Origin of the sequence: Micromonospora sp. U56 (genome assembly GCF_018070095.1) — a bacterium.
GTDB classification, from domain to species: Bacteria; Actinomycetota; Actinomycetes; order Mycobacteriales; family Micromonosporaceae; genus Micromonospora; species Micromonospora purpureochromogenes.
The window spans coordinates 39262-53123 of record NZ_JAGPYL010000008.1; the positions used below are offsets into that span (position 1 = coordinate 39262).

The following is a 13862-nucleotide window of genomic DNA, read 5'->3' on the forward strand; positions in this document are numbered from 1 at the left end:
CGCCGGCTCACCCGTAGACGCCGCGGGCCTGGTCGCGCACGATGCGGCCGCTCTCGATCTCGATGACGCGACGGCGCATCTGGTTCACGATGTTGGAGTCGTGCGTGACCATCACGACGGTCGTGCCGGTGCGGTTGATCCGGTCCAGCAGGCGCATGATCTCGATCGAGGTGTCCGGGTCCAGGTTTCCGGTCGGCTCGTCCGCCAGCAGGATCAGCGGTCGGTTCACGAACGCCCGGGCGACGGCCACGCGCTGCTGCTCACCACCGGAGAGCTCGTGCGGGTAGCGGTGCTCCTTGCCACCGAGCCCGACCAGCTCCAGCACCTCGGGTACGACCCGGCGGGCGACCGCCTTGGTCTTGCCGATCACCTCGAGAGCGAACGCCACGTTCTCGTAGGCGGTGCGGTTGGGCAGCAACCGGAAGTCCTGGAAGACGCAGCCGATCGAGCGCCGGAAGTGGGGTCGCTTCCAGGAACGCATCGTGGTGACGTCCTTGCCGTTCACGACGACCCGGCCCTTGTTGGGGCTGACCTCGTGCAGCAGCATTTTGATTATCGTGGACTTGCCGGAGCCGGATGGGCCGATGAAGAAGACGAACTCGCCCTTCTCGATCGAGACGGACACGTTGTCGAGCGAAGGCCGGGACGCCTTCGGGTACGTCTTCGTCACTTGCTCAAGCTGAATCACGGGTGGTGAGTCTACGCGGTGTAACCGCTGAGCCAAGTCCTACGCCCCACCTGTGCGAGGCGCGTCATCGATTAGCTCTCCCACCAGGAGATCGACGACGCGCTCCGCCCCCGCTTGATCACGCAGCGTCGTTGGCGAGCTGCTGCTGCTTGCGCCAGCGGATGCCGGCCTCGATGAAGCTGTCCAGTTCCCCGTCGAAGACCGAGGACGGATTGCCGGTCTCCTGCTCGGTTCGGAGATCCTTCACCATCTGATACGGGTGCAGGACGTAGGAGCGCATCTGGTCGCCCCACGAGCCGGCGGCATCCGTCTTGAGGCCCTGGAGCTTGGCCTGCTCCTCCTGCCGCTTGCGCTCCAGCAGCCGGGCCTGGAGCACGCGCAGCGCGGAGGCCTTGTTCTGCAGCTGGGACTTCTCGTTCTGGCAGGTCACCACGATGCCGGTGGGGATGTGGGTGATCCGGACCGCCGAGTCGGTGGTGTTGACGCTCTGCCCGCCCGGGCCGGAGGACCGGTAGACGTCGATCCGCATCTCGTTCTCGGGGATGTCGATGTGGTCGGTCTGCTCCACCACGGGCAGCACCTCGACACCGGCGAAGCTGGTCTGCCGGCGACCCTGGTTGTCGAAGGGGCTGATCCGGACCAGCCGGTGGGTGCCCGACTCGACGCTGAGGGTGCCGTAGGCGTACGGGACCTTGACGGTGAAGGTGGCGGACTTCAGGCCGGCCTCCTCCGCGTACGAGGTCTCGTAGACCTCGGTCGGGTAGCCGTGCCGCTCCGCCCAGCGCAGGTACATCCGCAGCAGCATCTCGGCGAAGTCGGCGGCGTCCACCCCGCCGGCGCCGGCCCGGATGGCGACCAGCGCCTCCCGGGAGTCGTACTCGCCGGAGAGCAGGGTGCGGACCTCCATCTCCTGGATGGCCTTGCGCAGCCCGCCGATCTCCGTCTCGACCTCGGCGAGCACCCCCGGGTCGGCCTCGGCCTCGGCCAGCTCCAGCAGGACACCGGCGTCGTCGAGCCGGGAGCGGAGGCTGCCGAGCTTGCCGATCTCGCCGTTGACGTACGACAGCTGCGAGGTCACCTGCTGCGCCTTCGCCTGGTCGTCCCAGAGGTCGGGCGCGGACGCCTGCTCCTCGAGCCGGGCCTTCTCCTCGTGCAGGCGGTCGAGGTCGAGCACCGCCTCGATGTTGCGTAGGGTGGCGTCGAGTTCCTTGAGCTGTTCGGCGTAATCGGCAGCGGTCACGACAGACAAGCGTACTGTGCGTGCGGCGGTCCGCTCACGTCACACCGCCGACCCGGGCAGATGATCAGCCGACCGGGGCGGTCTTGAGCCAGGAAAGCGCCGCCTTGTGGTACGCGACGGCGAACTCCAGCGCGCTGGCGTCGTAGGTGTCGCCCTCTTTCTTGGCGTTCTTCACCTGCTCGCGCACGTGCGCCAGCGCCTCGGTGTGGTATTCGTTGGCCGAGGCGTAGAGGTTCTTCAGCTGGCTGGCCGAGTGCAGGTCGCCGAAGGCGATCCGCAGGGCGATCGGGTTGCGGATGGTGTCCCGACCCGGGTTCTCCGCCAGCCAGCGGGAAAATGTCCGTTTCCCGCTGGCGGTGATCGCGTACGGCTGGCTCATCCGCGGCCCGGGCTTGCCCAGCCGCACGAAACCCCGCTCGGCCAGCACCGGCAACTCGCGGTAGACCTGACTGCGGGTCATCGACCAGTACGGCGCCAGTCGGCGCTCAGCGGCGGCCATCAGCTGGCCGCCAGTCATCGGGCCCTCGTGCAGCAGCCCCAGCAGTGCTGCCGCGGTGGGGTTGACTCCGGATTCCGCCATGCCCTCTAAGCTGCCACTTTGCCGTCGCAGCGTCCAGGATTTCCGGATTTGCCACCCGGGAGGTTTTCCAATGTGCACTGTCGGCGGACGACAGTGCTGCCAGGACTATCGATGCCTACCGGCCGGACGGTGTCCAGAGCCCCACCGGACGGCCGGTCGGGCTCCGCCGCGCAGCCAGCGTCCCGCCCGCGGCCGCGGGCCGGCCCGGCCGCCGGTGACGCTGCGCGCGCCACCGACGGCCGTCGCCGGTTCAGCCCATGTGCGGGTACGTGTGGTCGGTCGGCGGCACGAAGGTCTCCTTGATCGTCCGCGGCGACAGCCAGCGGACCAGGTTGAGCCAGGAGCCCGCCTTGTCGTTGGTGCCGCTGGCCCGGGCGCCGCCGAAGGGCTGCTGCCCGACCACCGCGCCGGTCGGCTTGTCGTTGATGTAGAAGTTGCCGGCCGCGTACCGCATCCGCTCGGCGACCGCCTCGACCACCCGGCGGTCGTTGGCGAAGATCGAACCGGTCAGCGCGTACGGCGCGATCGACTCGGCCTGGGCGACCGCGTCGTCGAAGCGGGCGTCGTCGAACACGTGCACGCCGAGGATCGGACCGAAGTACTCGGTGGTGAAGGTCTCGTGCGCGGCGTCGCTGCACTCGAAGAGGGTGGGCCGGACGAAGTAGCCGACCGAGTCGTCGGCGGTGCCGCCGGCAAGGATCCGGCAGGTGTCGTCGTCGGAGATCAGCTCCAGCGCGGCGGTGTGCCGGCTGAACGCCTTCTCGTCGATCACGGCGCCGCCGAAGTTGCTGAAGTCGGTGACGTCGCCGTAGGTCAGCGAGTCCGTGGTGGCGGCCAGCCGGTCGCGCAGCCCGCCCTCCCAGAGCGAACGCGGCACGTACGCCCGCGAGGCGGCCGAGCACTTCTGGCCCTGGTACTCGTAGGCGCCCCGGATCAGCGCGGTGTGCAGGGCGTCGACGTCGGCGCTGGGGTGCGCGACCACGAAGTCCTTGCCGCCGGTCTCGCCGACCAGCCGCGGGTAGCCCCGGTAGCCGGCGATGTTCTCACCGACGGTCCGCCACAGGTGCTGGAAGACCTTGGTGGAACCGGTGAAGTGGATGCCGGCCAGGTCCGGGTCGGCGAGCACGACGTCGGAGACCTCCTCGCCGCGCCCGGTGACCATGTTGATCACGCCGGGCGGCAGGCCGGCCGCCTCGAACAGCCGCATGGTGAAGTGCGCGGCGAACTGCTGGGTCGGGCCCGGCTTCCAGACCACGGTGTTGCCGAGCAGGGCCGGCGCCGAGGGCAGGTTGCCGGCGATCGCGGTGAAGTTGAACGGGGTGACCGCGTAGACGAAGCCCTCCAGCGGCCGGTGGTCGAAGCGGTTCCACACCCCCGGCGACGACATCGGCTGCTCCTCGAGCAGCCGCCGGGCGAAGTGCACGTTGAACCGGAGGAAGTCGATGAACTCGCAGGCCGAGTCGATCTCCGCCTGGACGGCGGTCTTGGACTGGCCGAGCATGGTGGCGGCGTTCAGCGTGTCCCGCCAGGGGCCGGCGAGCAGCTCGGCGGCGCGCAGGAAGATCGCGGCCCGCTCCTCGAACGGCAGCGCGCGCCACATCGGCGCGGCGCCCTTGGCGGCCTTGACGGCGGCGCGGGCGTCGTCGTGGTTGGCGTGGCCGGTGACGCCGAGCACGTGGGCGTGCTTGTGCGGCTGGACCACGGCGATCGACTCACCGCCGGCCATCCGCTGCTCGCCGGCGATCGTCATCGGCAGGTCGATCCGCTCGGCGGCGAGTTCGGTCAGCCGCCGCTGCAGCCGTTCCCGGTCGGCGCTGCCCGGCTCGTAGGTGCGTACCGGCTCGTTGCGCGGCTCGGGTACGGAGAACACGGCGTCCATCACAGGCTCCTGTGCGATCTCGACAGCGGTGGCGAAACCGGACCCGCGGGCACCGACCGGACGGCCGGACGCCGGGCGCCGCGCGGGTGAGGCGTCGCGGCGGCGGGACCTCCGGCGATTCTCCCACGCCCGCTCCCCGCCGATCGTGCCCCGCCCGCCCGGAAACCATAGATCGAGAAGTGCGAAAGCGGGCCGGGCGGCGATCCGTACCCGAACGGCCCTTTCCGCCGAAGGAAAGCAGGCCGGCGGCGCGGCTGCGGGCGCGCGGAGCCGGCCGGGCCGGGCGCGTACGCTGGATGGCCGGTGACCTGCCCCGGCCCGCCGCTGCGGTCGGGCGCCCGTCGAAGGGGACACGATGAGCAAGCAGCCCGGCAGCTCGACGGCCGCGGAGTCGGACCGGCCGGACACCAGCGACCCGGCCGACCAGGTCGCGCCGGTGGCCGAGGTCCCCCGCCCGGCGCGCGCCCCGGGCGCACCCGTGCTGGCCCTGCTGGCCGTCGGTTGGCTGGCGGCGATGCTCTGGTCGACCCGCGAGGCGATCAGCTCGGCGGCGGCCGGCCTCACCGCGATCAGCCTCTCCGCCTTCGCCCTGCCCGGGGTCATCTCGGCGGCCCTGGTGGCCGGGACCGCCGTCGCCCTGGCGGTGACCGGGCTGCTGGCCCGGCGGGGCGTCGACCGGGCCACCCTGCGCTTCGTGCTGGCGGTCGGCACCGGCCTGCTGGTCGGGCTCGCCGCCGCCCTCGCGATCAACCTGACCTACGCCGACAACGCGACCACCAACACGGTCGCCGGCACCAGCGCCGCCGCGGCCATCATCGGCGGGGCACTGGCCGGAGCCCGCGACGCCGCCCCGGTCGGCGCCGTGGTCACCGCCGCCCTGGGCACGCTGGTCTTCGTGGTGGCGTTCAGCCGGGCCCGCGACCCGCTGTTCGACCTCTTCGGCGCCGACGGCTCCCAGGCGTCGCTGGTGAGCGCCGCCAAGTGGGTCTCCCGCACGGAGTCGCTGCTCGCCGGACTGCTCGCCGGACTGCTCGCCTTCGGCTACCTGACCTGGGCCCGCCGCCGGGCGCTACGCCGCGACCCGGCGACGCCGGCGCTGCGCTGGCCCGCGTACCTGGTCGCCGGGGCCGGCCCGGGCCTGCTCCTGCTGCTCGCCGAGGTGATCATCCGGATCGGCGGCCGGACCCTGCTCGACCTGGCCAGCGCGCTGAGCGAGGCGGACGCGGTCGCCCAGACCAGCCTCGGCACCTCCCGGGTCGACAACGGCATCTGGGTGCTGTTCGTGGGCGCGCTGGCCGCGCTCGTCGCCTTCGGCCGCACCCTCGGCCCGGCGCCCCACGACGACGAGCCGGAGCCGGTCGAGGACTGAGGCGTCCCGCTCCGGCCCTGCCCGGCGGGTTCGCTGCTTACGGAGCGGGCCGGGCGCCCGCCGGCGGGCCGGATCAGGAGGCGGCGCGGAGCAGCAGGTCCAGCTCGGAGGGGTCGTACCACTCCAGCTCGTGGTCCTCGGCGCTGTCGACGGTGAACTGGGCGTCCGGGTCGCCCGCCAGGGCCTCGGCGACCACCTCGACGGCGGCGGCCACGTCGTCCACCGCGTCCGCCCCGTCCACGTGCAGCGCGGCCACCGACCGCACCGGCACCGGCTGGTCGAGCCGCACCGTGCTGGAGCCGAGGTCACCGTCGCCCCGGCCGACCGCCGACGGGGGCAGGTCCACCGAGACCACCACCCGGCGCCGGGGCGCGGCCGGGTCCTCGCGGAGCAGTTGGAGGGCGTCCTGGGCGGCGCGGGTGAACGCGACGTACTCCAGCTCCTCCTCGTCGCCCTCGGCGTACCACTCGCGCAGGGCGGGGGTGACGGCGTGCGCCTGGTCGGCCGACAGCCCCTGCTCCCGCAGCCGGGCCAGCATCGGCACGGTCGCCGGGACGTACACCCGGACCAGCTCGTCGCTCACCGTCGTATCCCCCGATCGTTCGCGGACCGGCGGGTCTGCCGGTCCGGGCGCCGATCATGCCGTACGCCGAGACCGTCATACACCCCGCACCGGCCCGGTGGAAGTTGCCGCACCGCAGCGCCGGCCGGGTGGGTGCTGGGCGGGTCCGGCCGGTGATGGCAAACTGAGGCAAACGACGCCAACACCGGGGGTTATCCGTGGAGCCGAGGTTTCTCCTGCTCTCCGACGTGGCCACCGAGTTGAACGTGTCGGACTCGCAGGTCTACCACATGGTGCGCAGCGGAGAGCTGCCCGCGATCAAGATCGGCGGACGCGGCCAGTGGCGCGTCGAACGCGCCCAGCTGGAGGAGTACATCCAGCGCAAGTACGCCGAAACCGCCGAGTGGGTACGCGGCAACCCGCTCGCCGACCGCGACACCGAGTAGCCGTCCCGACGCCGAACGCCATTGACGGCGGACACTGTCATGCCCGAGTATCGAAGCCTGCCGGAGGCAAACGAAGGCAAACGCAACGATCAGAGGTGAGCAGCATGGTCGACTCCCGCCGTCCCGGCCCCTCCCGGCCCCCGGTCCGGCTGCGCCCGGCCCCGGTCAGCGACCCGCCCTACGTCGACGAGTCGTCGGATCTCTGGCCCCGCCCCAGCGGCCAGCTCGCCCTCGACCTCTTCGGTGCCGCGCAGCAGAGCGCCGGCCGCCCGCCCGGCCGGCGGCACGATTCCCGCCCCGGGCCGCCCCGGCCCCGGTCCGGCCCGCCGCCCGGCGCCCTCGCCACGGCCACGCCCGAGGCCGGCCGCGCCGCCCAGCGGTTCATCGCCACCTTCCTGGAGATCCTCAACGGCTACCGCCCGCCCGGGCAGCTCCGGTCCCTGGTCGAGCCCGGACGGGCCGCCGAGGTGACCGAGCAGCTGGCCCGGGCGTCGGCCCGCACCGGTCCGCACCGCCGTCGGTCGAGCCGGCCGGTGGTGCACCTGCGCCGGCTCCGGGTGTGCGAGCCACGGTCGGCGGCCGTCGAGGCCGCCGCGGTGCTGGCCGGCGCCGGCCGCACCTGGGCCGTGGCGGTACGCCTCGAACACCGCCGGGGCGGCTGGCTCTGCACCGTCCTCCAGGTGCTCTGACCGCCTCGCCCGTTGCGCCCGGGCGCACGATCCACTCCGGATCGCCGAGATGCTGCTATCGGCGGCACCGACACCGCTACAGCGCCGGAACGGCGGAGCCGACCGCGCCCACACCGCCACATCGCCGCGGTGGCGGGCTGAAGCCCCGAGCCGCGCGATGGAGTCGCGGGCGCTTCGGGGCGGGCCGGTGCAAGTGGCAGGACGGCGAGAGCCGCAGCCCCGAAGGACTGCGGCTCTCGTCGTACCGACTCGGCGGGGCGGGGCCCCGCGTCAGGATCAGGCGCCGCCGTTGGGCGCGCCGTGGCAACGCTTGTACTTGCGGCCGGAGCCGCACGGGCAGGGCGCGTTGCGGGACGGGCCGTTGCCGCCCTCGGCACGCTCCGCCGGCACCGACCCGCGCCGGGCGGTGCTGGCCGCGACGGCCTGACCGCTCGCCCCGGTGGCCGCCGGACGACGCGGCGCGCCGGACGCCCCCGGCGCCGCCGGACGGGCCGGCGTCTCCGAACGACCGACACCCAGGGCGGGCGCCTGCTGCTCGGGCCGCTCCACGGCCACCGCACCCTGGCCGGCCTCGCCGTCGATGGTGGGGGCGGAGTACTGCAGGCCCTGCTGCTGCGGCGCGCGGTTGAGACCCTTGGCCCGGATCTCGACCGGCTTCTCCAGCAGCTGGACCTCCTCGGCCTCCGGCTCCGGCTCCTGGACCTGCACCTCCAGGTTGTAGAGGAAGCCGACCGTCTCCTCCTTGATGCCGTCCATCATGGTGGCGAACATGTCGAAGCCCTCGCGCTGGTACTCGATGACCGGGTCGCGCTGGGCGTACGCCCGGAGGCTGATGCCCTCCTGGAGGTAGTCCATCTCGTAGAGGTGCTCGCGCCACTTGCGGTCGATGACCTGGAGCAGCACCATCCGCTCCAGCTGGCGTACCGCCTCCTCGCCGAGCTGCTCCTCACGCCGGTCGTACGCGGTGTGCGCGTCCTCCTTGAGGCGGGCCAGCAGGAAGTCGGCGTCGATGCCCGCGCGGGCGCCGCCGGCCTCCTCCTCCATCTCCTCGATCGAGATGCCCACCGGGTAGAGCTGCTTGAGGCTGGACCAGAGCTGCTCCAGGTCCCAGTCCTCGGCGTAGCCCTCGCTGGTGGCGCCGGTGACGTACGCGGTGATCACGTCGTCGATCATGTTGCGGACCTGGTCGGAGAGGTCCTCGCCGTTGAGCACGCGCAGCCGCTCGGCGTAGATCACCTGGCGCTGCTTGTTGAGCACCTCGTCGTACTTGAGGACGTTCTTGCGGATCTCGGCGTTCTGGCCCTCGATCTGCGCCTGGGCGCTCTTGATCTGGCGGGTGACCATCTTCGACTCGATCGGCACGTCCTCCGGGATGTTGAAGCGCTCCATCACCGCCTCGACCGCGCCCGCGCGGAAGCGCTTCATCAGCTCGTCCTGCAGCGACAGGTAGAAGCGGGACTCGCCCGGGTCACCCTGCCGGCCGGCCCGACCGCGCAGCTGGTTGTCGATCCGGCGGGACTCGTGCCGCTCGGTGCCCAGCACGTAGAGGCCACCGGCCTCGGCGACCTCCTCGGCCTCGGCCTCGCAGGCCTGCTTCCAGGCGGGGAGGACCTCCTCCATCGCCTTGGCGTACTCCTCGTCGTTCTCCAGCGGGTCAAGGCCGCGCTGGCGCAGCTCGCTGGCGGCGAGGAACTCGGGGTTGCCGCCGAGCAGGATGTCCGTGCCCCGGCCGGCCATGTTGGTGGCGACGGTGACCGCGCCCTTGCGGCCGGCCTGGGCGACGATCTCCGCCTCGCGGGCGTGGAACTTGGCGTTCAGCACCGAGTGCGGGATGCCGCGGCGGCGCAGCAGCTGGGAGAGGATCTCCGAGTTCTCCACCGACACGGTGCCGACCAGCACCGGCTGGCCGGCCTGGTGCCGCTCGGCGATGTCCTCGATGACCGCGTTGAACTTGGCCCGCTCGGTCTTGTAGATGACGTCGGCCCGATCGAGGCGGACCATCGGCCGGTGCGTCGGAATGGTCACGACGCCGACCTTGTAGACCTTGTTGAACTCGCTCGCCTCGGTCTGGGCGGTGCCGGTCATGCCGGAGAGCTTCTCGTAGAGGCGGAAGTAGTTCTGGAGGGTGATGGTGGCCAGGGTCTGGTTCTCCTGCTTGATCTCCACCCCCTCCTTGGCCTCGATCGCCTGGTGCATGCCCTCGTTGTAGCGGCGGCCGTGCAGGATGCGCCCGGTGAACTCGTCGACGATCAGGACCTCACCGTCGCTGATGATGTAGTCCTTGTCGCGCTTGTAGAGCTCCTTGGCCTTGATCGCGTTGTTGAGGTAGCCCACCAGCGGGGTGTTCACCGACTCGTAGAGGTTGTCGATGCCGAGCCGGTCCTCGACCTTGGCCACGCCGCGCTCGGTGATGGCGATGGTCCGCTTGGCGTAGTCGACCTCGTAGTCGCCCTCGCCGTCCTTGCCGGGCTGGAGCCGGGCCACCACGCCGGCGAACTCGCCGTACCAGCGGGCGGAGTGCTCGGCCGGGCCGGAGATGATCAGCGGCGTGCGGGCCTCGTCGATCAGGATCGAGTCGACCTCGTCGACCACGGCGAAGTTGTGGCCGCGCTGGACCAGCTCGTCCTTGGACCAGGCCATGTTGTCGCGCAGGTAGTCGAAGCCGAACTCGTTGTTGGTGCCGTAGGTGATGTCGCACTCGTAGGCGGCGCGGTGCTCGGCGGCCGGCCGGTTGGGCAGGACCACGCCGACGGTGAGGCCGAGGAACTCGTGCACCCGGCCCATCCAGGCGGCGTCGCGCTGGGCCAGGTAGTCGTTGACCGTGACCACGTGCACGCCCTTGCCGGACAGGGCGTTGAGGTAGACCGCCATGACCGAGGTCAGGGTCTTGCCCTCACCGGTCTTCATCTCGGCGATGTTGCCGAAGTGCAGCGCCGCGCCGCCCATCACCTGGACGTCGTACGGGCGCTGGCCGAGCACCCGGGCGGCCGCCTCGCGCACCGTGGCGAAGGCCTCGGGCAGCAGGTCGTCGAGCGTCTCACCGTCGGCGAGCCGCTCGCGGTACTGCTCCGTCAGGCCGCGCAGCTCCTCGTCGGTGAGGTTGACGTAGTCGTCCTCGATCGAGTTGACGGCGGCGGCGATGGCCTTGAGCCGGCGCACCATACGGCCCTCGCCGGCGCTAAGGACCTTTTCCAGAATCGACACGGATCAACGCTCCCCTAGACAGTCTCGAACCATCGTAGGCGCTCCGTCGGCGCGATGGTCACTGGTGGCGGCGGTCCGGCCCGGCGAACCCGACATATCGCGCGGGCGGTGCCGCCACCGGCGGTTATCCGGTTACGCCCACCGCGAACGATCCGGCACGATGGCTCGGATGGAGCCTGTGGAGATCGTCGAGGACGGCCTGCTGCTACGCCCCTGGCAGGCAGGCGACGCGGACGCCGTGCACCGCGCCTGCCAGGACCCGGACATCCAGCGCTGGACCACCGTACCGCGCCCGTACCTGCCGGAACACGCCCACGGGTTCGTCACCGGCATCGCCGCGACGGCCTGGGCCGAGGGCACCGGGGCACCGTTCGCGGTCTGCGACGCCGGCACCGGCGAGCTGCTCGGCTCCTGCGGCCTCGTCTCGATCGACCGGGCCCTGGACTCGGCCGAGATCGGCTACTGGACCGCGCCCTGGGCGCGCGGCCGGGGCGTCACCGTGCGGGCCACCCGGGCGGTCGCCCGCTGGGCGTTCGACGCGCTGAAGCTGCGCCGGCTGGTCTGGCAGGCCGAGGTCGGCAACCACTACTCCCGGCTGGTCGCGCTGCGCGCCGGCTTCCAGGTCTCCGGCGAGCTGCGGCTGGCCCACCCGGCCGAGGGCGGCCGGACGGCCGGCTGGATCGGCTCGCTGCTGCCCGGCGAGGTGCCCGCGCCGGGCGAACCCGGGCCGGCCGGCCCGGACACCCTCGACGCCCGCCGGGCCGCCGTCTTCGGTCGGCCCCAGCCCACCCTCTTCGCCACCGCCGGCGGGGCCGAGCTGCGGCTGCGCCCGATGGAGGAGCGCGACCTGGACGCGATCGTGACGACCTGCCAGGACCAGGACACCGTGCGCTGGACCACCGTTCCGCATCCCTACCAGCGGCGCGACGCGGAGTGGTACCTCGACCTCTGCGGGGCCAACTGGGCGCGCGGCACCAGCGCGTGTTTCGTCATCGCCGACGCAGACGACGCCTACGCCGGCACCATCGACCTGCGCCTGAGCCCCGCCGACCCGCTCCTGGCCGACGTGGGCTTCATGACCGCCCCGCACGCCCGGGGCCGTGGCTGGATGCCGGCCGCGCTCGCCGCGCTGACCGCCTGGGGCTTCACCACGCTGGGCCTGGCCCGGATCGAGTGGAAGGCACACGTCGGCAACACCGCCTCCCGGCGGGTCGCCGAGAAGGCCGGCTTCACCGTCGAGGGCACCGCCCGGGGCGGGTTGCAGCACCGGGGCGAACGGGGCGACGCCTGGGTGGCCGCGCTGCTCGCCGAGGACCTGACCTCGTGACCCCCGAGATCGTCGAGTCCCACGAGGTGCGGCTGCGCCCGTTCCGGCTCGACGACGTCGCGGACACCGCCACCGCCTGCGCCGACCCGCTCACCCGACGGTTCATCTCCGGCATGCCCGACCCGTACACCGAGCAGAGCGCCCGGTGGTGGATCACCGAGGGGGCGCCGGCCGCCTGGGCCACCGGTGGCGCCGCGTACGCCATCGCCGACCCGGCCTCCGACCGGCTGCTCGGCGGGATCGGGCTGAGCCAGCCGGTCCCGGCGCGAGGCCAGGCGGAGATCGGTTACTGGGTGGCGCCGTGGGCCCGCGGCCGGGGCGTGGCCACCGCCGCCACCCGCGCGCTGGCCGGGCACGCCTTCGCCGCCGGCACCGCCCGGCTGGAGCTGCTCACCCACGCAGAGAACGCGGCGAGCATGCGGGTGGCGCTCGCCGCCGGCTTCCGGTACGAAGGGGTCCGCCGGGCCGCGAACCCGACGCGCGGCGGCGGGCGCCACGACCTGTGGGCCTGGGTACGCCTCGCCGACGACCCCGCCGGCCCGACGCCGCGGGCGCTGCCGGACCTGCCCGACGGCCGGCTCGGCGACGGCGTGGTGACGCTGCGCCGGCTGACCCCGGCGGACACCGACGGGCTGTACCGGCTGCACACGCTGCCCGAGGTGGTGGCGAGCCGGGTACGGCAGGTCCCGCCGACCCGGGCGGCGATCGCGCGGCGCTGCGCCGTCGCGGAGAGCGAATGGCTGGTCGGCAGCTCGGCCGACTTCGCGCTCTGCGACGCGCGCACCGGGGAACTGGCCGGCGGCTGCGCGATGAGCTACGACGAGCCGGCCACCGGCCAGGCGATGCTCGGCTACAGCCTGCTGCCCGAGCCGCGCGGCCGGGGGCTGGCCACCCGGGCGGTGCGGCTCCTCGCCGAGTGGGCGTTCGGGCCGGTCGGCCTCGCCCGGCTCTGGGCCGGTACCGCGCCGGAGAACGTCGGCTCCCAGCGGGTGCTGGAGCGGGCCGGGTTCCGGCGGGAGGGGCTGATGCGGGGTCGGCTCCCCGGCCGGGACGGAGCCCGGGCGGACACCGTGCTCTACGCGCTGCTCGCCGACGACCCGCGCTGAGCGCGCGCCGGCCACCGGAGCCGGGATGGGCGAACCACCCGGCTCCGTGACCGGCTGCGAGGGGTGGACAGGGCTCAGATGTCGAGCGAGATGATGCCGTAGTCGTACGCGTGCCGCCGGTAGACGACGCTCGGCCGGCCGCTTTCCTTGTCGTGGAACAGGTAGAAGTCGTGCCCCACCAGTTCCATCTGGAACAGGGCGTCGTCCACGGTCATCGGCTCGGCGGGGTGCACCTTGGCCCGGGCGATGTGCCAGGGCTGGTCGTCGTACTCGTCGGCGGGCTCCTCGACCCGTTCGGCCACCGCGGTGGCCGTAGCGCCGGACGGCGCGGCCAGCTCGGCCACCGGCAGATCGGCGGTGGCGGCGGCGACGGAGAGCGGCGCGTGCCGGCCCCGGTGCACGCGGCGGCGGTCGGCCGCCCGGCGCAGTCGGGTGTCCAGCTTGGCGATGGCCGCGTCGAGCGCGCTGTAGAAGTCGTTCGTGCAGGCCTCCGCCCGGATCACCGGCCCCCGGGAGACACAGGTGATCTCCACGCGTTGGCAGGTGTCGGACTGGCGGGGATTGCGTTCGTGGAACAACTCCACGTCGACTCGGATGAGCTTGTGGTCGTAGCGTTCGATTTTCGCGAGTTTCTCAGCTACGTGCACCCGGTAATGGTCCGGCACTTCGACGTTTCGGCCCTTGACCACGATGTCCACGTGACCTCCCTTTTTCGGATGGTCGTCTGATCTTCAATCCGGTCGACCGACCCTGGGAGCATCCCTGTGGCGTC

General features: G+C 72.5%; 12 protein-coding genes. 5 read left to right on the plus strand and 7 right to left on the minus strand.

What is annotated here, in order from left to right; genetic code table 11:
• Window positions 1-7: 7 nt before the first annotated feature.
• The 4 genes from ftsE to pruA all read right to left on the minus strand — a co-directional run bounded on the left by ftsE (window position 8) and on the right by pruA (window position 4387).
• Window positions 8-688, minus strand: coding sequence for a cell division ATP-binding protein FtsE (gene ftsE / locus KBX37_RS05465; protein ID WP_132182849.1), 681 nt, complete (start codon window positions 686-688; stop codon window positions 8-10).
• A 118-nt stretch (window positions 689-806) separates the two neighbouring features.
• Entirely contained in the window at window positions 807-1928 is a 1122-nt protein-coding gene (gene prfB / locus KBX37_RS05470; protein WP_210774830.1) for a peptide chain release factor 2, read from the minus strand.
• A gap of 64 nt (window positions 1929-1992) precedes the next feature.
• The gene (locus tag KBX37_RS05475) at window positions 1993-2508 is read right to left on the minus strand and encodes a PadR family transcriptional regulator (RefSeq protein ID WP_088963825.1); all 516 of its coding nucleotides are present in this window, start codon (window positions 2506-2508) and stop codon (window positions 1993-1995) included.
• Between the two features lie 250 nt (window positions 2509-2758).
• On the minus strand, window positions 2759-4387 hold the full coding sequence (gene pruA, locus KBX37_RS05480) for an L-glutamate gamma-semialdehyde dehydrogenase (protein ID WP_210774831.1): 1629 nt from the start codon (window positions 4385-4387) through the stop codon (window positions 2759-2761).
• A 355-nt stretch (window positions 4388-4742) separates the two neighbouring features.
• On the opposite strand from pruA, the gene KBX37_RS05485 reads away from it, so the two are divergent.
• The gene (locus tag KBX37_RS05485) at window positions 4743-5756 is read left to right on the plus strand and encodes a hypothetical protein (protein WP_210774832.1); all 1014 of its coding nucleotides are present in this window, start codon (window positions 4743-4745) and stop codon (window positions 5754-5756) included.
• Between the two features lie 73 nt (window positions 5757-5829).
• On the opposite strand, the gene KBX37_RS05490 is transcribed toward KBX37_RS05485, so the two are convergent.
• Complete coding sequence (locus KBX37_RS05490; protein WP_210774833.1) at window positions 5830-6339, minus strand: hypothetical protein; 510 nt, start codon at window positions 6337-6339, stop codon at window positions 5830-5832.
• Between the two features lie 197 nt (window positions 6340-6536).
• Between KBX37_RS05490 and KBX37_RS05495 the strand changes: the two genes are divergently transcribed.
• Both KBX37_RS05495 and KBX37_RS05500 read left to right on the plus strand, forming a co-directional pair.
• Window positions 6537-6764: an AlpA family transcriptional regulator gene (locus tag KBX37_RS05495; protein WP_154939259.1), complete on the plus strand. Its 228-nt coding sequence runs from the start codon at window positions 6537-6539 to the stop codon at window positions 6762-6764.
• Window positions 6765-6868: 104 nt separating this feature from the next.
• Window positions 6869-7453 carry an Rv3235 family protein gene (locus KBX37_RS05500; protein ID WP_210774873.1) on the plus strand — a complete coding sequence of 195 codons (585 nt, stop codon included), beginning with the start codon at window positions 6869-6871 and terminating at the stop codon, window positions 7451-7453.
• 276 nt (window positions 7454-7729) lie between these two features.
• Here KBX37_RS05500 and secA read toward each other — a convergent pair whose 3' ends face one another.
• The gene (secA, locus tag KBX37_RS05505; RefSeq protein WP_210774834.1) at window positions 7730-10657 is read right to left on the minus strand and encodes a preprotein translocase subunit SecA; all 2928 of its coding nucleotides are present in this window, start codon (window positions 10655-10657) and stop codon (window positions 7730-7732) included.
• 169 nt (window positions 10658-10826) lie between these two features.
• On the opposite strand from secA, the gene KBX37_RS34190 reads away from it, so the two are divergent.
• Together KBX37_RS34190 and KBX37_RS34195 are read left to right on the plus strand one after the other, a co-directional pair.
• Entirely contained in the window at window positions 10827-11984 is a 1158-nt protein-coding gene (locus KBX37_RS34190) for a GNAT family N-acetyltransferase (RefSeq protein ID WP_247657097.1), read from the plus strand.
• A complete protein-coding gene (locus tag KBX37_RS34195) occupies window positions 11981-13090 on the plus strand; it encodes a GNAT family N-acetyltransferase (protein WP_374103663.1) in 1110 nt (369 codons plus the stop codon). Before KBX37_RS34190 ends, KBX37_RS34195 begins: the two co-directional genes overlap by 4 nt.
• A 74-nt stretch (window positions 13091-13164) precedes the next feature.
• On the opposite strand, the gene hpf is transcribed toward KBX37_RS34195, so the two are convergent.
• Window positions 13165-13788 carry a ribosome hibernation-promoting factor, HPF/YfiA family gene (hpf, locus tag KBX37_RS05515; protein ID WP_210774835.1) on the minus strand — a complete coding sequence of 208 codons (624 nt, stop codon included), beginning with the start codon at window positions 13786-13788 and terminating at the stop codon, window positions 13165-13167.
• Window positions 13789-13862 lie beyond the last annotated feature (74 nt).

Excerpts from the sequence above, each read along its gene's own strand:
- KBX37_RS05475 (WP_088963825.1), bottom strand. The coding sequence starts at position 2,508 with ATGGCGGAATCCGGAGTCAACCCCACCGCGGCAGCACTGCTGGGGCTG.
- pruA (WP_210774831.1), bottom strand. The coding sequence starts at position 4,387 with ATGGACGCCGTGTTCTCCGTACCCGAGCCGCGCAACGAGCCGGTACGC.
- KBX37_RS05485 (WP_210774832.1), top strand. The coding sequence starts at position 4,743 with ATGAGCAAGCAGCCCGGCAGCTCGACGGCCGCGGAGTCGGACCGGCCG.
- KBX37_RS05500 (WP_210774873.1), top strand. The coding sequence starts at position 6,869 with ATGGTCGACTCCCGCCGTCCCGGCCCCTCCCGGCCCCCGGTCCGGCTG.
- KBX37_RS34190 (WP_247657097.1), top strand. The coding sequence starts at position 10,827 with ATGGAGCCTGTGGAGATCGTCGAGGACGGCCTGCTGCTACGCCCCTGG.